General features: G+C 68.7%; 16 protein-coding genes. 4 read left to right on the plus strand and 12 right to left on the minus strand.

What is annotated here, in order from left to right; all coding sequences use genetic code 11:
- Positions 1–138 precede the first annotated feature (138 nt).
- The 11 genes from CED_RS05640 to CED_RS05690 all read right to left on the minus strand — a co-directional run bounded on the left by CED_RS05640 (position 139) and on the right by CED_RS05690 (position 14067).
- Positions 139–1329: a glycosyltransferase gene (locus CED_RS05640; protein WP_011436010.1), complete on the minus strand. Its 1191-nt coding sequence runs from the start codon at positions 1327–1329 to the stop codon at positions 139–141.
- 34 nt (positions 1330–1363) lie between these two features.
- Positions 1364–2998, minus strand: coding sequence for a lipopolysaccharide biosynthesis protein (locus CED_RS05645; protein WP_235186903.1), 1635 nt, complete (start codon positions 2996–2998; stop codon positions 1364–1366).
- Complete coding sequence (locus CED_RS05650; RefSeq protein ID WP_035908970.1) at positions 2995–4464, minus strand: O-antigen ligase; 1470 nt, start codon at positions 4462–4464, stop codon at positions 2995–2997. The genes CED_RS05645 and CED_RS05650 overlap by 4 nt, the downstream gene beginning before the upstream one ends.
- Positions 4465–4498: 34 nt before the next feature.
- On the minus strand, positions 4499–5266 hold the full coding sequence (locus tag CED_RS05655) for a Wzz/FepE/Etk N-terminal domain-containing protein (protein WP_035908972.1): 768 nt from the start codon (positions 5264–5266) through the stop codon (positions 4499–4501).
- Positions 5267–5452: 186 nt separating this feature from the next.
- A complete protein-coding gene (locus CED_RS05660) occupies positions 5453–6376 on the minus strand; it encodes a glycosyltransferase family A protein (protein ID WP_235186904.1) in 924 nt (307 codons plus the stop codon).
- A gap of 219 nt (positions 6377–6595) precedes the next feature.
- The gene (locus CED_RS05665; protein ID WP_035908973.1) at positions 6596–7840 is read right to left on the minus strand and encodes a class I SAM-dependent methyltransferase; all 1245 of its coding nucleotides are present in this window, start codon (positions 7838–7840) and stop codon (positions 6596–6598) included.
- A complete protein-coding gene (locus tag CED_RS05670) occupies positions 7841–9031 on the minus strand; it encodes a class I SAM-dependent methyltransferase (protein ID WP_035908974.1) in 1191 nt (396 codons plus the stop codon). It lies immediately after the preceding gene.
- Between the two features lie 102 nt (positions 9032–9133).
- Positions 9134–10174 (minus strand): NAD(P)-dependent oxidoreductase, encoded by a 1041-nt coding sequence (locus tag CED_RS05675; RefSeq protein WP_011436003.1) that lies wholly within the window; start codon positions 10172–10174, stop codon positions 9134–9136.
- A gap of 5 nt (positions 10175–10179) precedes the next feature.
- Positions 10180–10953: a glucose-1-phosphate cytidylyltransferase gene (gene rfbF, locus CED_RS05680; RefSeq protein ID WP_035908976.1), complete on the minus strand. Its 774-nt coding sequence runs from the start codon at positions 10951–10953 to the stop codon at positions 10180–10182.
- Positions 10950–12248, minus strand: a complete 1299-nt coding sequence (locus tag CED_RS05685) for a glycosyltransferase family 4 protein (RefSeq protein ID WP_369807793.1) — start codon at positions 12246–12248, stop codon at positions 10950–10952. The genes rfbF and CED_RS05685 overlap by 4 nt, the downstream gene beginning before the upstream one ends.
- Positions 12249–12729: 481 nt before the next feature.
- Positions 12730–14067, minus strand: a complete 1338-nt coding sequence (locus tag CED_RS05690) for an acetyl-CoA hydrolase/transferase family protein (protein ID WP_035908978.1) — start codon at positions 14065–14067, stop codon at positions 12730–12732.
- A gap of 102 nt (positions 14068–14169) precedes the next feature.
- Between CED_RS05690 and CED_RS05695 the strand changes: the two genes are divergently transcribed.
- Complete coding sequence (locus CED_RS05695; protein WP_035908980.1) at positions 14170–15936, plus strand: GAF domain-containing protein; 1767 nt, start codon at positions 14170–14172, stop codon at positions 15934–15936.
- Here the strand turns inward: CED_RS05695 and CED_RS25735 are convergent.
- Positions 15929–16051 carry a hypothetical protein gene (locus tag CED_RS25735; RefSeq protein WP_023840921.1) on the minus strand — a complete coding sequence of 41 codons (123 nt, stop codon included), beginning with the start codon at positions 16049–16051 and terminating at the stop codon, positions 15929–15931. The two genes, CED_RS05695 and CED_RS25735, sit on opposite strands and share 8 nt — an antisense overlap.
- Positions 16052–16368: 317 nt before the next feature.
- Between CED_RS25735 and CED_RS05700 the strand changes: the two genes are divergently transcribed.
- From CED_RS05700 to CED_RS05710, 3 genes are all read left to right on the plus strand, one after another.
- A complete protein-coding gene (locus CED_RS05700; RefSeq protein WP_011435998.1) occupies positions 16369–16635 on the plus strand; it encodes a DUF1876 domain-containing protein in 267 nt (88 codons plus the stop codon).
- 158 nt (positions 16636–16793) lie between these two features.
- On the plus strand, positions 16794–18431 hold the full coding sequence (locus CED_RS05705; protein ID WP_035909039.1) for an LCP family protein: 1638 nt from the start codon (positions 16794–16796) through the stop codon (positions 18429–18431).
- 252 nt (positions 18432–18683) lie between these two features.
- The gene (locus CED_RS05710) at positions 18684–19445 is read left to right on the plus strand and encodes a 3-hydroxyacyl-CoA dehydrogenase (protein ID WP_035908984.1); all 762 of its coding nucleotides are present in this window, start codon (positions 18684–18686) and stop codon (positions 19443–19445) included.
- Positions 19446–19484 lie beyond the last annotated feature (39 nt).

A 19484-nucleotide genomic window follows, 5' to 3' on the forward strand; every position in this document is an offset into this window, starting at 1 on the left:
ATCAGGACATACCGGCGTCGATTGGTCAACTCAGCGCGAGCCATCGAATCCTTCCAGGGATATCCCACTGAGCCGGAGGCCGCGCCATACCGGCTCTTTTCGCGGGTCCGCAGACCCGAGCGAGGACCGCCAGCCGGTCTACGCCTGCACCGCCAGAAGACGGGATTCGGCCGGCGCGGCCGGGCCAAGGACGAAGTCCAGGAAGGCGACGTGCCGAGCGGACCAGCTGTTGTCCGCGACGAAATCCAGCCGGTCAGCCTCCGTGACGGCCGGCCAGATCAGGACCTCGTTCATCGCCGCCACCGGATCGTCCCCCGGGCGCAGCAGCCGGACCCGCCGCCCGATGCCCCGAACCGGGGCGAGGTCCGTGGCGAGGACGGGACGCCCGGCCGCCAGATATTCGTAGATCTTGATGGGGTCCATGGCCTCGGTCAACGGAGTGCTCCGGTGGGTGAGCAGGCACACGTCGGCCGCGGCGATCAGACCGGTCACGGCCGGCCGGGGCAGATGCCCAGGCAACCGCACCGACCGCAGCAACCGCAGCGACCGGACGGAGGCCTCGTCCGGGATGGGGCCGGCCAGAATCACGGTGCCGGCCGACGCCAGGCGGCGAATCATGTCCAGATCGAGGCGAGTGTCGACGGTGCCCGCATACACGCACCACGGCCGCGGGAGGCGCCGGAGCCAGTCCGGCGGGGACGGCGGGCGCAGCCACTCGGCCGGATCGACACCGTTGTGCACGACCAGCCCGGCACCGGTGGGATGGAGGCGTTCCAGCAGCGGCCTGGACACCGCGATGACCGGCAGCCGCCGGCGCCGGATCTCCTCGTAGGCATGCCGGAAGGCCGGATGCCACCGCCGTAGCGGTGGGTAGGTCGCCCAGTCGTCCCGGGCGTAGTACATGACCGAGCCGGCCCAGGACATGTCGGCAAAGCCCGCCAGCGGCGGATACATGGTGATCACGACGGGTCGTTTACAGCCGGCTCGGGCCGCGGCCCGGCCGAGCCTCCTGTCATACCGCCGATAGGCCGCCCGCAGCGACGGCAGCGTCACCGGGTCCTTGCGGCGCCACCGCTGCGGCGACACCAGATGCCCCTCAACGCCACCGGACGGTGGCAGGACGGTGCTCCGGCCGCCCCGCAGCACCGTACCGAGATGGCTCCGGAACGGCTCGGCCACCACCACGCGCCGGACCCGGGGCGATCGCAGCAGGGTTAGCAGGAGACGATCGGGAGGACGCATGTACGCCCTGATCGCCATGTCCTGGAGCGTCTCGATCGGCAGGGCCAGCACCACGTCCCGCTGATCCGCCGTGGGGGCGTCTTTCATAAGAGTGAGCTCCTTCACCGTTGAGCCATCGGGTTCACCCGTGAGCCGTCGGGCCCAGCGCGCCGTCTCTGCGCGACGACGCCGAAGCAGGCTGCCCCGAGCCGGCGCTCGCGCGCCGGACGCACTGCAGTAGGTCCGCCAACGCGGGTGGACGTTGCCTCCACGTGATCACGACGTAGGTCGCGGCACCAGCCAGCACGCTCGCCAACAGGCACACCGGGCGGGCGAGCCGGAACCCGTGGGTGAGCCACTGGACGGCGGCCATCACGGCGACGGTCCCCGCGGTCGCCACGACGTGCGGCCAGACCGCGGTGACCAGCTCGCGCGGCTTCGCGTCCACCAGGCTGAAGGGAATCGCGAAGCCGGGCGGCAGCAGGAGGACGATCACGATGGCGTACGCCGCCGCGACCCCGTTGATTCCCCACGGCAGGCCGGCGAAGTAGCTGCCGAGCATCAGCAGGCCGGAGAAGATTCCCCAGCGCAGCAGCAGGTCGGTTCTTCCCTTCACGTTGTAGAGGACTCCGACGCTGAAACTCACCGACTGGATGCCGCCGATCGGGGNGAGCAGCCAGATGAGCGGCACCAGCCGTTCCCAGCGCGCGCCGAGCACGACCAGGACGACGTCGCGCGCGACGACAGTGAGTCCAGCCATGACCGGAAAACAGACCAGAGCGGCGACCGCGCATGACCGGAAATAGACCCGGCGGATCGCGGAGTGATCGTTCTGGAGCCGGGAAAGACCGGCGAACATGACTTCCTGAAACGCCGTGGAAACAGTGCTCACCGGATACATGAGCACCCGCTGCGCCAGGCCATAGTAGCCCAACTGCTGGGCTCCGAGGAAATGCCCGACAATCACCTTGTCGCCGTGCAGCAGAAAGAAGTTGAAGACGCTGAACCCGCTCAGGTTGGCGCTGAAACGCAGCACGGACCTGACCTCGGCGGGGCTGAACGAGGCCCTGGGACGCCACGGCGACTGCAGCCACGCGACGAGGGTGGTGACCCCGAATCCGACCAGATAGCCGATGACCAGTGACCACACCTGGTAGCCCAGCAGAGCGAGCACGATCGAGCAGGCCGCGTTGGCCGCCGTCCCGATGATGTTCGCCGCGGCGACGGCACCGAACTTCATCTCCCGGCGGAGCAGCCACTGTTGCAGGTCACCGAGGCTGGCGAGCAGCAGGCCGAGGCCCAGGACCTGGAGCACGGGCGTCAGCGCCGAGTCGCCGTACAGGCTGGCCAGGCCGGGCGCCAGCAACGCCAGCAGGCCCGAGATGACCAGACCAAGCCCGATATTGAGGAAAAAGACGCTGCTGAGCAGCCGCTCGCTGATCTTGTCTCGTTGGACGACCGCCATGCCGGTCCCGAAACCCCGCAGAATTTCGAGGAACATCANGATGACCAGCGCCATCGTCATGAGACCGAACGCCCGCGGTTCGAGCAGGTGCGCCAGGACGACCTGGACCAGCAGGCGGGTGACCTGCACGACAACCTGGTTCACCGACATCCACCGGGCGCCGCTGGCCATCGAACCGCGCGGCGCCCGACGGGGCGGCGACGGTTCCGCCACGGTCTCCCTCGCCCCCGACGGGGCGGCCGACCGGGTCACGGCCGGCTGGGTCACGGCCGGCTGGGTCACGGCCGGCTGGGTCACGGCCGGCTGGGTCACCGCTGCCCCCCGGGGGCCAGGACCGCCGGTGCGGCGGTCATCCGCCAGAGTGCTCCGGCGCAGCCGATGAGCAGGAACAGCAGGCCGGCGAGCAACGCGAAGCTCAGGGCGTCGAAGGTGAGGAAACTGGCGACCCCGGCGAGGATCGAGGCCGTCAACGCCTGGCCGAGCTCCCGGTCACGCTGTTCCCGGGCCCACCGCCGCGCCCCACGGGCCACCGAGAGACCGACGGCGACCCAGACCAGCAGCACGGTTGTCCCGACGACTCCGGTCTCCAGCACCGAGCCGAGTAGCTGATTGTCAAGGTAGAAGTACTGGTGGGGGGTGAACGTGCCCAGCCCACGGCCGAGGAGCGGCCTTTGCGTGAACAACTTCCAGACCGGGGCATAGTCCTCGGTGCGGCCGGTCACGCTGGGGTCCGCGTCGGCCCGCAGGAACAGCGAGACGGTCGCCTCGATCAGACCGGGAAACACCGTGTGCAGGACGAGGACGGACCCGGCCAGCGCCAGCAGGCCGTTGAGGCGGCGGCGAACCGGCCAGATCGCCGTCAGGGTCAGGATCGCCACGGCGAGGCTCACGGCGGTGCTTCGCGAGACGCTCATCGGCAGGACGGCCCCGATGACGGCGACCTGGGCCCAGGCACCGACCCGCGCCCACCCGCGGGCGGCAATGGCGTAGTGCAGGGCCAACGGCAACACCACGGCCAGGACAACCCCGAACTCGATCGGATGCACGGCCGTCGCGGCGACCCGCTCGAAGCCGGACCGGACGTCAATGCGATCGACGTCCGGACTGAGCGACAGTNNNGGGGGGACCAGGACGGCGCTGTAGTTACGNCCGGTNANAAACTCGATCCCGCCGATGGCGGCCATGAAGGTGGCGCCCAGCACCACCCGGCGCAGCAGGCTGTCCAGCCGGGTCCGGCACCGGATCGCATCGGCGGCCAACAGCGTCACCCCGGCCTGTGCCACCACCGTCACGAGACTGCGATGAGCGGAGCTGACCTCTGTCGCCTCCACCACGCGGGTGAACATCATCGCGAAACTGAGCGTGAGAACCCATACGAGTACCAGCGTCGCGGCCCGCACCGGCTGGAACACCGGGTCGAAGCGGGCACGTCGTGCGGCCTGGTGAACCAGCCAGCCGGCAAGACAGCAGAGGCCGACGGGCACGGTCAGCTTCCCCAGCGGGGGGAGCCGGTAGGTCGCCGGCACGGCAAAGAGAACGAAGACNATCGATGTCAGCAGCGTCACCGCGTCCCGCCGACTCGCCAGCAGGGGTACCGCCACGGCCGGGACGGCCAGCACCACGGCCGGCCCGACCGGCCCGAGCACCATCGCCGCCGCTACGGTGGCGGATCCGAACGCGACCGCGGCGAGCACCGGCCCGGCGACGCCGGGTGCCTGGCCGGTACCGAACGGCCCGACCCCCGGCGCCGCCCGGCCGACGAGAGAGCCGGCGGTCATCCGGCCACCAGCCCGCTGATCACCGGTTCGCCTCTCACCGATTCGCCTCGAACCGCCAGGCGACCCGTCGAGTGCCCGCCATGGAATCTTCGGGCAGTGCGTGCCGTCCGCGCCGACCCCGGCCGCGGCTGGCGCCTGCCCGGGCGGCACCGTAATGCTCCGCCCGTGACCGTGACCGGGCCCGGCGCCCGACCTCGGCGTCGACGGCAAGCGCCAGCCCCAGCGCCGCCGCTACGCCGAGGAACGCGACGGTGCCAAGCAGCTTGAGGCTGCGGGCGGGCCGCACGCTCATCAGCGGCGGCTCGGACAGCGGCGCTATCCGGTAACGCTGGTCCGGCGGCACAGCAGACTGCAGGCCGTTCGACTTCGCGGTGATCACACGTACCACCTGATCCAGGGTGCGAGTGGCCTCGGTGGGATCGGCGGCCGTGGCCGTTATGTCGAGGAATACCGTCTCCGGTTGCACCGAGATCTCGTAGTCACCATGGAATCCAGCCGAACGGATCTCCTCCCGTACCTGGCGAGAGTCCATGATCTTCGACTCCGTGAGAGCCAGCGACTTGAGCGAATCGCCGAAGTAGGAAAGCGGGTTGACGGGCTGCAGGATAAACCCGGAACCGGAGGAGGATGCGGCGAGCTTCTGCTCCACCGACGGGCCGACCACGANGACCATGGCCTTCGTCTGGTAGACGGGCTTGGCGACAGACATCGTGATCCCGATTGCGGCCGCCGTGGCGAGCAGGATCGGAAGCATGACATACCATCGGCGGAACGCCGTTCTGGAGACCGTCACGATGTCCATGTCGGACTCCCCCGGTAAGCCGACGACGCNGACGGCGAGGCCTGGTCCGCACCATGACCGGAAGGTTCTGTCATTCGGGGCTCCAAGGATTCATGCACCTGAACCGATCCCATCATCAGCCTGGACCGATTCAATGTAGTCGCCCTGCGCCGCGCCGATATGCAGGCCGACCCGCGTGTCGCCGCGCTACCTGGACCGCTGGGAGGGGAACTTCGCGGCGATTCGTGTCCCGATTCGGGTCCCGATTCGGGTCCCGAATGCCGCGCGTACCTCGCCACCCATGTGCCGAGCATGGGGCAATGCCCACTGCCGCCCCAGAACCGCCAGGCAGCGAGCCCGCTCGGCCCGGTCGAGCCGGTCGTGGGACAGGATCACGTGAACCATCCTGATGGTCTTCTCCACCATCGGCAGCGACGGCGCCCGCCGGTGCGGGTCAAACCACAGAGCGCGTTCCGCGGCATCTGGGTTGGCATTCATAGAAGTATTCTCGTGGAAACGCCTGAGAAACAGGCGTTCGGGCACCTCGACAAACTGGCCGCCCAGGGCGAGCTGCGCCAGGAGAACCACGTCTGAACCGACGTACTTTCCGATGAGATCCGTCTTCAGGAGCGCTTCTGCCCGTATGACGCCGAATACCGGATGGTATTCCGTACGGGTCGACAGGAAGTGTCGCAGACGCTCGTGCGGCGTCGGCTCACACAGGTTCATCCCATCCTCGAAGCCACCGGTCACCGTATCGTTCAGGTCGATGAGCGCCGTTTTGGGGTAGGCCAGGACGGCGGCGGACGACGCGGCAGTCAGGGCCTCGACGCACCGGCTGACGAACGCGGGGGCGCAGAGGTCGTCATGGGCGGCCCACTTGAAGTAGGTTCCCGCGGCGAGGTGGACGATCCGGTTGTAGTTCCAGGCCGCGCCGCGGTTCACCGGACTCCGGTGGTACTCGATCCGCGGATCCCGGCGGACGAATTCCCGGCAGATCTGCTCGGTTCGGTCGGTGCTGCCGTTGTCGGCGACGACGATCTGAAGATTCGGGTAGTCCTGCACGACGATCGACTCCAGCGCCCGAGCCAGGAAGTTCTCCCCGTTGAAGACGGGTAGTCCCACCGTCACGAGCGGCCGGGCGTCCGGGTGGGGTGACGGGACACCGGGCCCCACAACACCACGGTCCACAACATCACACCCCACAACATCACGCCCCACGACACCACGCCCCGCCTGGCGATCAGGTCCCTTGGGTCGGGCCTCGTCCTGGGTGCCGCTGTCGACAGGTATGGCCATTCTCCATCGTCCCTCCGTCCGACCGGAGCCGAACCTCTGCTGACGAGATTGTCAGCTGCTAAGTGGCACGACCTCCGCGGGCACACCCAGTTCCGCCAACCGGCCGCGCACCTCGTCCAGATACAGCGGATTCGGAAGAAAAACGCGCCCCACCCGCTCCACCGACAGGTCCTCGGGTGCCAACACCGGATGCCCGGTGCCGGGCACGAACAGGCCCCTCTTCCGCGGGTTGAGGTCGACGACTCCCCGCACGGCGGAACCGACGTCCAACACGTTGAGGAATGCCACCCCCTTGGACCCCGCGCCCCAGACCAGCGCACGCGGCGCGTCCCAGGCGGAATCGGCGTCCGTCGCCAGGTCGGCGAGATGCGCGGACCAGCGCCCGACAACCTCCCGNTAGACGTCACCGAACTTTCTGGCCTGGACCACGAAGCGGTCCGTCGCCACCACGTCCTCGCCGGCGGCCGGTCCGATCCGACCGGACGGACGGGTCGTCGGCGCCGTCTTGGCCTCGATCCAGAGGAACTGGTCACCGTAGGATGTTCCGGCGTCGGTGATGGTGAACCCGGCCGCGCTCNCCACCCGCCGAAGTCCAGCCGGCGAGAAGTACGACACGTGCGGGTAGATGAAGTCCCACNCCCCCGCCTCGCCGAGGACGAAGCCGCCGTTGGGCACCTCGAGATACAGCGACGCGTCCCGGCCGCCCAGCGCATTGCGGATATCGGTCAGAAAGCCCAGTGGATCGGACACGTGCTCGAGGACGTGCCGGCAGACGACAAGATCCGCCGGGAGATGGGAATAGCGCGAACCGTACAGGTCGACCACAAAGGTCACCGCGGCGTCGTCGGCACGTTCGGGGCCGATGTAGGTCGGGTCGTACCCGGTTCCGGCACACAGTCCCCGGGCACACAACAGGCGCAGGAAGTCCCCCTTGCCCGACCCGATCTCGACAACCTCCCGCCCCACCAGGTTATGCCGGACGATCAGACGGTCCGCCAACGCCTCGGCGTACGCCCGGAAGGCGGGCGAGAAGTGCAGCGAGTTGTCATACTCGCCGCCGTACTCGACGAGGCCGGCCTCGAACGCGACATTGACCACGGTGCCGCACTCGGCACACAGCGACAGCTCCAGAGCACGGCGCTGCGCGGTCATGGCGGCTTCCCGCGACGGCCACAGCACGCCGNTCATCACCGGCGAACGCTCAACACGTACCAGGTCTTCGAGCGCGGTGCCCTGGCATGCCGGACAGACATTGGTCACCGGACAGACGTTGCTCACCAGACAGACATTGCTCACTCAGACGGCCCTCAGCTCGGTGTCGACGCCCAGCCGGGTCAACTCCCCCGCGATCTCGTCACGATAGATCGGATTCATGATGATCAGAAGATCCGGCCTATCTTCCCGCAGCCACTCGGACGGGACGATACGGTGGCCGCTGCCCGCCATGAACATGCCGTGTTTGTGCGGGTTGATGTCGACGGCGTAGCGGACCAGGTCGGCGGCCGGGCCGAGGGTCGCCAGAAACGACACACCTTTGGAGCCCGAACCCCAGATCGCCGCCTTTTCGCCGCGCTGGTGCCCGCGCCACAGCATCTCGCTCCACCGGTTCAGCGTCGTGGCCACCTCACGCTGGAAGTGCCGTACCCCGACGCGCAGGGTGGCCAGGTCGTCCTCGATCGGCAGCGGGTCACCGGCCGCCGGAACGGTGGACGGCCGCGCCTCGATCAGCAGGTACTGATCGTCATAGTCGAGGGAGACGTCGAGCACCTCGAACCCGGTAGCTCGGAACAACCTCGCCAGCGAACCGGCGCTGAAATAGGAGCAGTGCTCGTAGTACACATCCCAGAACGCCGCCTCCTGCAGCACCCGCAGGACGTCCGGCAGCTCAAAGAGGACCGGGATATCGGTCCGGTCACCGAGCGCGGCCCGGATCATCCGCATGAAGTCGCCGACCGGCGCGATGTGCTCCAGGGTGTGCCGGCACACGACGGCATCGGCGGTCAGGTGCGCATACCGCTCGGNGNAGAGGNCCGTGATCCAGGTCAGCCGGCCGGCAACCGGGCTGGTGATGCGCTCGGGCCGGACACCCGGGTCGATCCCGATGCCGGCGCCGGCACCCTGCTCCACCAGGTGGACGAGAAACTCACCCTTGCCGCACCCGATCTCCAGGACCGTCTTCCCGTACAGATCGTACTTGTCGGTCCAGCGCTTGGCGAGGTCCCGCGCGAACTCCTGAAATCGGGTGGAGAATGCCTGCGTCTCCTCGTACCGGGCGGAGTACTGATTCTTGGTCGGATCGAAGGCCGTGTTCATGATGAAGCCGCAGCGCTCGCAGAAGGCGATCCGCAGATCACCCTTCGGGAACGCCCGGGCCTCGTCCTCGTCGGCCAGCAGCAGACAACTGTGCGANGGGACGTCGTCNTTTGTATAGANGGNGGTGAGANGGGAACCGCCGCAGGCGGGGCAGGCGGTGGACTGGTCAGTCATGGAACGACCCTCGGTGTCGGAACGGGAAGGATGAACCGGCAGCCCCGCCGCGGGTACGTCGCCGCAGGTATGTCGAGCCGCGGCAGCGGCGGCCGAGCACGCTCATGGCACCCGCATCGGTGCGGCCGACCGCAGGGTGACGTCGAGCAGACCGTCCGCCATGAGTTGCTGGATGCGCTGGATCCGCTGGAAGCGGGAGCCGATCAGCTCCTCCTTGGTCAGCCCGGCGGCGACGTAGGCCAGGTAGAGCTCCTCGACCCCCTTGCGGACGGTCCACACCGGCCGGAATCCCGGTATCTCCTCGGCGATACGGTCGCAGTCCACCCGGTAGTTCCGCTTGTCCGGCCCGGCCGTGTCCGCGAAGACCACCCGGCCGCCCGGCACGACCTCCTCGACGATCGCGGCCACGTCGCGTATCCGATAGTTCTCCGCCGACCGGCCGACATTGTAGGCCTTGAGGTGGATCTTCTCGCGGGGCGCCTCGCACACGGCGAGCATCGCCCGGGCGATGTCCTCGATGTGTACCAGCGGCCGCCACGGCGTCCCGTCGCTCTTGAGGTAAACCTCGCCGGTCGTCACCGCGTAGCCGGTGAGATTGTTCACCACAAGATCACCACGCAGTCGGGGTGAGACGCCGTACGCCGTGGCGTTACGCAGGAAGACCGGGCTGAAATCGTCATCGGCAAGCTCGGCGAGCTCTCGTTCGGCGATCACTTTTGACTCGCCGTAGGGAGTCACCGGATGAAACTCGGCCGACTCGTCGATGGGCGCGTCTCCGTGCGCACCATAGAGGCTGCACGAGGACGAGAAGACGAAACGCGGTACGCCCGCGGCCTTGGCGGCACGCCCAACCAGCAACGTCCCCCGGGCGTTGATGTCATAGGTCACGGCTGGGTTCAGATCACCCAGCGGATCATTGGATATGCCCGCCAGATGGACCACCGCGTCGTAACCCTCCAGCTGGGACGGCCGGACGTCCCGAATATCAAGTTTCAACGCCGGCACGAAGTCCGGATCGGGTCCGAGGGTACACCCGGAGAACAGTCCGCTGTCCAGACCCACCACATCGTGTCCGGCAGCCCGGAAGAGCGGGATGAGACGGGTTCCTATATATCCGTCGTGTCCGGTGACCAGAATACGCATCGAGCTCAGTCCCATACCTTCCAGGGCGCACAGCCACCATCCCACAGTGACTGCAGGAGTTTGCGGTCGCGTACCGTGTCCATGCACTGCCAGAAGCCGCCATGCCGATACGCCATGAGCTGACCGTCCTTGGCGAGCCTCTCAAGGGGCTCCTTCTCGAACTGGGTGTCGTCGCCGGCAATGTAGTCGAAGACCTGCGGTTCCAGGACGAAGAAGGCACCGTTGATCCAGCCCTCACCGGCCTGTGGTTTCTCCGAGAACTCCACAATCTGGTCCCCGGCCAGCTCGAGGTGACCGAACCGGGCGGGTGGCCGCACGGCGGTCAGCGTGGCGATCCTGCCATGCGAGCGGTGGAAGTCGCGCAACGCGTTGAGATCGATGTCCGCTACGCCGTCCCCCCAGGTCAACATGAACGNCCCCGCGTCNCCGAGCCAGGGCGCGAGTCGCCTGATACGACCGCCGGTGGCGGTATTCTGACCGGTGTCGACCAGATTTACCCGCCAATCCTCCGAGGTACCCCCGTGCCGCTCCACAGCGCTCTGCCGAAGCGACACCGTGAGATCGCTGGTCAGCGCCGCGTAGTCCACCAGCCAGCGTTTGATATATTCGCCTTTATACCCCAGGGCGATCGTAAAATCGGTGAACTGGAAGTGAGCGTAGTACTTCATGATGTGCCAGATGATCGGCCGGTTGCCGATCTCGATCATCGGTTTGGGTTTGATGACCGTCTCCTCCGCCAACCGGCTGCCCAGACCGCCGGCAAGAATACCGACCTTCATCGTTCCGCTCGTTCCCGGGAGCCGGTCGCGTGAACCGGCGCTGCCGAGCCGCTCACGCGGGTCAAGCCGCCCTGACGAGGGACCGGGATACTGGGGTGGCCGGCCTGGCGACCACGTAGCCGGTCGTGGACCCCGACGTAGCGGGGCTCCGAATACCGCCAGGACAGTTCGTTCACAATGCGCTCCCGACCCCGGGCGCCAAGGGTCCGGCGTCGGTCCGGGTCCGTCAGCAGTTCGGCGAGGGTCCGGGCGAAGTCCGCCACCGTGTCGGAGGGTACATAGACGGCGGCGTCCTCGGCGCTCACCCGGGTCTCGGTCAGGTCATAGGCCACCACCGGCAGCGCATAGGCCATGTATTCGAGCGTCTTGGACATGGTGGACACCTCGTTCAGCGGGCTCCGCGGGTCCGGCGACAATCCGACCGTGGCGGTGGACAGGTAGTCCCGGATCATCTGGTCGTCGGCCCGCCCGGTGAACTCGACCCAGTCGTCGAGACCGAGCCGGCTCGACTGTTTCCGCAGATCGTCCAGACAGTCACCAAATCCCAGCAGGGCGAAGGCGCAGTCGGTGCGCCCGAGAACGTGGACATAGTGATGTATGGCATCGAGGAGTCGGTCGACACCGTCCTGCGGGCCCATTATTCCCAGATAACAGGCAAGGTGCTGCCGGCCGCGCCGCAATTCGGGCCGCTCCGCGGCGGGCTTCATCAGTTCGGGGTCCGGTCCGTTTCGGACGACGGTCACCCGTTCCGACGGCAGCCGCCCCCTGGTCAGGGCCAGCCGCCGGTAAGATTCGTTGGTCACGATCACGTGGTCAGCGACCCGCTGATTCATCCGTTCAAGCAGCAGCAACGCGCGGAGCAACAGCCCCCCGTCCTTACCGAACCGTGAGCGATAGAGTTCCGGACAGAGATCATGATGGTCGAAGACGAACTTCTTGCCGAATGGCTTGTAGAACAGCGCGAGCGCCCAGTACGTGTCCGGCGGGTTACATGCCTGGATCACGTCGAATCCGTGCCGGCGGGCCACGGCGACGGACAGGACAGCGGTTCGCACCCAGCAGTAGCCGAACTCGAAGACGTAACTGAGCACACCCTGGGTCCGGGGTGCGCCACGATACGTCCAGATGCTGACACCGTCAACGATCTGGTGACGCCGCTGCCCCGGGCCCCGTGGGCATATTACGGCAACCTGGTAGCCCTGGTTGCGAAGCGCCTGGCATTCCTGCCACGTCCGATGGTCGATCAGAATCGGCAGGTTCTGAACTACGATCAGAACCCGTCCTGCGTCGCCGATGTCGGGAGATTCGGTCGAGTCGGTGTCAGGCGCCGACGTGAGAGTATTCGCGCCCGTAGCCAACGAGATAGTCCCGTCGCGTGTCTGTCCCACATTTTTCTCCCGAAGATGAACGACCCCGTTGCCCGCGGACGGTGGACCTATCCTTTCCTTTCCGTCATGGCGAGGCTAGCGGTCGGCCTGGGCGTCACCGGCGATTGAAAAACTTGCGTGTCGCGTCTTGGGACCGGGCTCGGCCGATTCTCGACGCAGGAACGACAGAACTGACCGTTGGGGGCGGCTTATTCCAGCCATGCTGTTTGACGGCGGCAGCCATGGCCGCCATGGATGCCGTGTTCGCGTCTTTAACGCCCGGGGCACTCTCGCGCTTTTTGACGCAAAGCCGCTCCTGGCGGCGGACCACCCGGTGACTTGTCGTGCGTTCCTCGGCTTTCTGGTCAGCTTACCGAATCAGACGATCATCGGATCAGACGGTCCCGGATCAGACGGTTGACGATGCGCGGCCGGCGAGCAGTCCCAGCGACCCGGCCGCCTCCGTCAGGCCGGCTCGGGCGTCGGGGTGGGCGACGTGGTCGATGAGTCGGGCGGTCTGTTCGTGCTGGCCGCGCCCCCACACGGCCGCGGTCCCGTTCTCGGACACGACGTAGCTGTGCTGGAAACTGGTGACCGGGCTGGTGAGCCGCGGCAGCACACAGGAATCCCCCGACCGGGCATGCCGGCTCGGCAGGGCGATGATCGCCTTGCCGTCGGCCGCGTGCAGCGCGCCGACGACGAAGTCGGACTGCCCACCGAAGCCGGAGTAGATGCGGTTGCGGATCCAGGACGCGTTCGCCTGCGCATACAGATCCACCTGCAGCGCGGTGTTGATCGAGGTCATCCGCGGCTGCCGGACGATGACCCCCGGGTCGTTCACGATTTCGGTGCGCACCAGCAGCAGCCGCGGATTGCGGTGCGCCCACGAGTAGAGCTCGGCCGACCCGAACAGGAACGAGGTCCGCAGCGGTGTCCCGGCGGCCAGCGCGCCGGAGGCTTCGAGCGCGAGCATGCCATCGGAGAAGGTCTCGGNCCACNCGCGNAGANCCCGCCGGTCGACGAGGGCCGACAGCGTGGCGTTCGGGACACCGCCGATGCCGAGCTGCAGGGTCGCCCCGTCCTCGACGAGCGCGGCGACCCGCTCGCCGATCTGCCCGCGGACGTCGTCGACGGGCGTGACCGCGGGGCTGGCGAGCGGCTGCTCCACCTCCACGGCGAGGTCGACGTCATCGATGCTCAGTTCACCGTCGCCGAAGGTGTAGGGCATCGCCGGGTTGAGCTGGGCGACCACCAGTCCCCCGTGCGCGCGGGCCGCCTCGACCGCGGCCGGCAGGATGTTGACTTCGGTGCCGAGCGAGACCTTCCCCCCGTCGGGCACGCTGGCGTGCAACACGACGACGTCGGGCCGGTGGGTGGTCGCGAGCAGGCGAGGCACGAGGCTGAGCCGGTTGGGCAGGTAGTCGAGGCCGGGCACGTTGCGCATCGCCGGGCCGACGAACGCGGTCTCCGGCGTCACGCCGCCGCGTTCCGGCACGCCACCCTGAGCGTTGATCATAAAGAGGCGGTATTCACTCACCACCGCGTCGATCACACGCAACGCGACGAGCGGGGTGGCGAAGTTCCCCGCCGCCACGACCCGCGGCGTGGCCGACCGCCATCGGCCAGGACCGGCTACCCCCGTACCGGCTCCGGCTCCACGAGGACCGGCTCCACCGCCCACACCGGAACCCGCGGCGAGATGGGTCTCGATGCGGCGACCGAACTCCGCCTCGCTGACGATATCCATACCCGCATGGTGGCGTACCGGTGCGCGGCCAGCGAAGAATGGTCATCGCCTCATCCCGCGGATCATGCCGGCCCAGGCCCGGTCGGTTATCGTCTTGAGAACATGGAGTCCGAACGGGACCTCGCCTCCGCGGACGAAGGGACCTCCGATCTGGCCGGCACCGCGCCGTCTCCGGGACCGCCGGGAGAGCTGATCTTTCCCGCGGTCGCTCGGCTCGAGCTCGACGAGCTTCTCGCCCAGCTGGTGGACCGGGCCCAGGACGTTCTGGCCACTCAAAGCCGGCTGCACGGCCTGCTGCGGGCCAACCGGATGGTCACCGCCGACCTCAGTCTCGACGTGGTGCTACGGCGCATCGTCGAGTCCGCGTGCGAGCTGGTTGACGCCCGCTACGGCGCGCTCGGGGTAATCTCCCGCGACGGTCGGCTCGAACAGTTCGTGCACGTCGGGATGGACCCGGGACTCGTCGAGACGATAGGGCGGCTGCCCCGGGGAGACGGCGTGCTGGGCCTGCTCATCGCGGAACCGCGGCCGGTGCGCCTCGACGACATCGCCGACCACCTCCAGGCGGTCGGTTTCCCCCCGGGCCATCCACCGATGCGGGCCTTCCTCGGGGTGCCGATCCGGGTCCGCAACGAGGTCTTCGGCAATCTCTACCTCACTGAGAAACGCGGCGGTCGGGTGTTCACCGCGGAGGACGAGGAGCTGGCGCTCGCGCTGGCCGCGAACGCCGGTGTGGCGATCGACAACGCCCGGCTGTTCGGGGAGGCCCNGCATCGCCAGCAGTGGTCGCAGGCATCNGCCGACATCACCCGGCATCTGCTCGCAGACGGCGACGACCCGCTGGAGCTGATCGTCCAGCGGGCCCGCGACGTCGCCCGCGCGGACACGACGGCGCTGGCCCTCGGGTCGGAGACGGCGACCGAGCTGTCCTTCGACGTCGCCGCCGGGCAGGACGCGGACCTGCTGCGGGGCCGACGGGTACCGATAGAGAGCTCGCTGGCCGGCCGCGCGGTATGCGACCATGCGCCGCTGGTCGTCGCCGACGTCCGTGAACTGGCCGAATCCGAGGTCCACGACCTCGACATCGGGCCAACGATGATCGTTCCGCTGATCACGTCACATGTCACGTCCGGGGCGCTGATCCTCGCCCGGCGCCGGGGCGGTGACCTGTTCACAGACGCGGACCTGGAGCTGGCGGCCGCGTTCGCCGCGCACGTCGCGCTCGCGCTGGAACTCGCCCGCTCCCGGGCCGCACGCGGCCGGCTGTCCCTGCTGGAGGACCGCGACCGGATCGCCCGCGACCTGCACGACCACGTGATGCAACGCCTGTTCGCGGTGGCGATGGGCCTGCAGGGCCTCGCGGCCAGCGAGGAGCGGCCCACCCGGGCGGAACGGATGAACACCTACGTGGAGGATNTCGACGAGACGGTACGGGAGATCCGCCACACCATCTTCGAGCTGCGGGGCCGGGCGGCACCGGCGACGGGCAGCGGCCTGCGGGCGCAGATCCTGGGCGTCATCGACGACATGACCGGCGCGTTCGGCTTCACCCCGCGGGTCCGGCTGGACGGACCGGTGGACACGATGATCGGCTCTACCGTCGGCGACCATCTGATCGCGGTCGTGCGCGAGGCGCTGTCCAACGCCGCCCGGCATGCCAAGGCGAGCAGTGTCGAGGTGACCGTGACCGCCGCGAGCGGCGCCGTCACCGTCGACGTGGTGGACGACGGGGTCGGCATCGGCCCTACCACCCGCCGCAGCGGGCTGGCGAACATGCGGGCCCGGGCGCGGGATCTCGGCGGGACCTTCGAACTCGGCCCGGGCCCCGACGGCGGCACCCAGCTGCGCTGGTCGGTGCCGACTAGCTGACCCGTCCGCGGATCCCGCCGGCCGACGGATCCGCGACCAGCTGGCCGCCCAGATACGTCCGCACCCGCCCGCGGCCCTGTTCGAGCCGAATCCGCCCTCGTGCCTCGGCCGTCATCCACTCGCCTCCCGTTCTCGCGTTCGGACCAGTCCCTCCCGGGGACCGGTTCCTCCTGGACCAACCGGCGCGGCGCCCCACGCCTTCCCGTTGCCGGGACGGTGAATCCCGGCAATACCGGAAGGCGGAGGATGCCCAACATTAAGCGCGCCGATGAACGGGCCATACGCCACCTGTGGGTGCCCGGCCCGGCCGGTGCCCGGGCCGGGCACCGTGTCACCCCCCCGTGTCACCCCCCCCGTGTCACCGGGGACCACGCGGGCACGTGACAACCAGGAAGAACTCATCCGAGGAGAACTCGTCGGACGGAGGCCGAGATGACCACCACGAGAACCTGGACCGTGCAGATCTCCCTGACGGAGCAGCACGGCCGTACCCAGGCGGATGCGGCCCTGCACGGCAGCGCCCGCGACGATCTACACGGGACGGGGCAGGCCCGGCTGCACCCCGGGGAGTCCGACGTTCCCGAGATCGGGGACGAGGTGGCCGCCGCGCGCGCGTTGTCGGAGCTGGCACACCGCCTGTTCGACGCGGCCGCCGAAAACATCCAGGCGGCGATGGCGGGACCCGACCGGACTATGTGATCGTCGTCCGCCGCCGGTGAAGCCGGTGAAGCCGCCGCCGCTCACCCGGATATGGCCAAACTCGGCTGAACCCCTCATCAGGGAGCATGAAACCATTCGTGTTACTTTCCGTGCCATGCCGGACCCTGCTCGCCGGACCGCTCGAGGAGAGGCGGGAAGTGACCGCACCGCACCCNCAGAACGACGCCGCCGACCACGCGCGGGNGCTTCCACCCCNGCTCGACCCGCGGGGATCGGGGTCCGGCCGGTCGGGATCCGGGTCGGCACGCGGCGGACGGTCGGCTAGGCGTCGCGGGTTGCGGGTCTTCCTGGCCTGCGTGTCCTGCCTCGTGTTCGTGGCCACGGTGGGGGGCTGGGCCGCGTACTTCTATGTCGACGGCAAGGTCAACCGGGTCGACCTCGGCCTCGGTTCGGGCGGCGACTCCGGCGGGGTGGGGACNGCGAACTACCTGCTGGTCGGGACCGACAGCCGCGCCGGTACCAACGGTAAGTACGGAGACGCGCCGGGCCAGCGCTCCGACACGACGATCCTCGCGCACCTGACGAAGGATGGGACCACCACCATGGTCTCCTTCCCCCGCGACATGTATGTGCTGATCCCCGAGTACACCGACGGGGCCGGCAAACGTCACAAGGCCTGGCACGACAAGTTCAACGCCGCGATCTCCGTAGGCGGCCCGTCGCTGTTGGTGCAGACGGTGCAGAGCCTGACCGGCCTGCAGGTCGACCACTACATCTCGATGGACCTGGAGGGTTTCAAGGAGATCACCGATGCCATCGGCGGTGTCCAGGTCTGCATCAAGCCGTCGGACGCGAAACCGAGCCGCTACCAGGACGACCGCGGGCGGTGGCGGATGAGCACGAACACCAACGACCCGATGAGCGGATTCGTCGGTGGGCCCGGGACGATCCAGCTCGGCGGCGACCAGGCCCTGGCCTTCGTTCGCCAACGCCACGGCCTGCCGGACGGCGACTTCGACCGCATCCGCCGGCAGCAGCAGTTCATCGGCTCGATGTTCCACAAGATCATGGCAGACGACACCCTGACGAACCCGATCAAGGCCCAGAAGCTGGTATCGGCGGCAGCGAGCGCGCTCACCCTCGACAACCACACCAGCATCGCCGACCTGCGCAGCCTCGGCACCCGAGTCCGCGGGCTGGCCACCGGGGGCCTCCAGATGCAGACCGTGCCCGTCCACGCGCCGACCCGTGCCGAGGGGGCGATCGACGACAACGGCAACATCCGCCTGCACGGAGTCCCGGCCTCCGTGCAGCTCTACCGGCCGGACGACCTGCAGCGCATCGTCGCGCCGATGGGTGGCAAGGCCGAGGGCGCGAGTTCTACCACCGACGCCGGGAGCGGGGGGACCGGTCCGGCGCTCGCTCCCGGCGCCGCCGCCGCGCCCTCCCAGGTCCGGGTCGCCGTCTACAACGGCTCGTCGCGGGCCGGACTCGCCTCCAAGGTCACCGAGCAGCTGACTGCCAAGGGCTTCCACGCCCGCAACGCCGGCAACGCCTCGGTCCTCACCCACGAGACCTCCCGGGTGCTCTACGCCCCCGGGCAGGAGGCCGAGGCGAACACCGTCGCCGCGGCGGTGCCCGGCTCGGTCCTGCTCGCCGATGCGAGCATCACCGGTGTCCAGCTCGTCCTGGGCTCCGGCTTCACCGCGGTGGTGACGCCGAGTGTGACGGCCGGTGGGACCGCGCCTGCGCCCGCACCGGCGGCGGCCGGACCCGCCGCCGGACTGGCGCCGCCGGGAGCGCCCTCGCCGGGCCCGCCCACCTGCACCTACTGATCCTCCTGGTCCCACCGGCCCGGTCCCAATCCGCGCCAACCGGTGGGCAGCGCGGAGCTGGCGGCCCACGGGAGCGCTGTCCGCCCGCGCGGCTTGCACTACTCTTCCGGGGTGTGCACGTCTTCCGGGGTGTGCACGGATGGCCGCCTCCCCTGGTCGCCGGTCGGGGGACGGCCGGCTCGTTCCCCCAGCTCCACCCCGCACAGCCAAGGCCGCGCCTCCGGCCGATGTCCCTCCCGGAGAGGAACTCACGTGCAGATCACGGATTCAGTCGCCGTGGTGACCGGCGGGGCTTCCGGCCTCGGCCTTGCCACCGCCACCCGGCTCATCGACGCTGGTGCCAGCGTGGTCCTCCTCGACCTCCCGTCCTCGAACGGCGCGGCGGTCGCGGAGAAGTTCGGCAGTTCGGTGCGATTCAGCCCCGGCGACGTCACCTCCGAGCAGGACGTGACGGCAGCCCTGGACGTGGCTGCCGAGCTGGGCCCGCTGCGCATCGCCGTCAACTGCGCCGGCATCAGCAACGCCGCCAAGACGCTGAGCAAGGAAGGGCCGTTCCCACTGGCCATCTTCGAGCGGGTCGTCAAGGTCAACCTGATCGGCTCGTTCAACGTCATCCGACTCGCGGCCGAGCGGATCAGCAGGACCGAGGAGATCGACGGCGAGCGTGGCGTCATCATCAACACCGCGTCCGTGGCGGCGTTCGAGGGCCAGATCGGGCAGGCCGCCTACTCGGCGNCCAAGGGCGGCATCGTCGGCATGACGCTGCCGATCGCCCGCGACCTCGCCAGTCTGAAGATCCGCGTGGTGACCATCGCCCCCGGCCTGTTCGACACCCCGCTGCTCGCCTCGCTGCCGGAGCCGGCTCGCGTCTCTCTCGGCCAGCAGGTCCCGCACCCCTCGCGCCTGGGCTCCCCCGACGAGTACGGCCTGCTCGCGACCCAGATCATCGCGAACCCCATGCTCAACGGCGAGACCATCCGCCTCGNCGGTGCCATCCGGATGGCACCCCGCTGAACGGGTTCACAGCGCCGCGAGCTGCTCGGCGAGGCGCGC

Origin of the sequence: Frankia sp. CeD, from assembly GCF_000732115.1 — a bacterium.
GTDB classification, from domain to species: domain Bacteria; phylum Actinomycetota; class Actinomycetes; order Frankiales; family Frankiaceae; genus Frankia; species Frankia casuarinae.

Coding starts and splice junctions, on each gene's coding strand:
- CED_RS05640 (WP_011436010.1), bottom strand. CDS start 1,329: ATGAAAGACGCCCCCACGGCGGATCAGCGGGACGTGGTGCTGGCCCTG.
- CED_RS05675 (WP_011436003.1), bottom strand. CDS start 10,174: ATGCGTATTCTGGTCACCGGACACGACGGATATATAGGAACCCGTCTC.
- CED_RS25735 (WP_023840921.1), bottom strand. CDS start 16,051: ATGACGGCCGAGGCACGAGGGCGGATTCGGCTCGAACAGGGCCGCGGG.
- CED_RS05700 (WP_011435998.1), top strand. CDS start 16,369: ATGACCACCACGAGAACCTGGACCGTGCAGATCTCCCTGACGGAGCAG.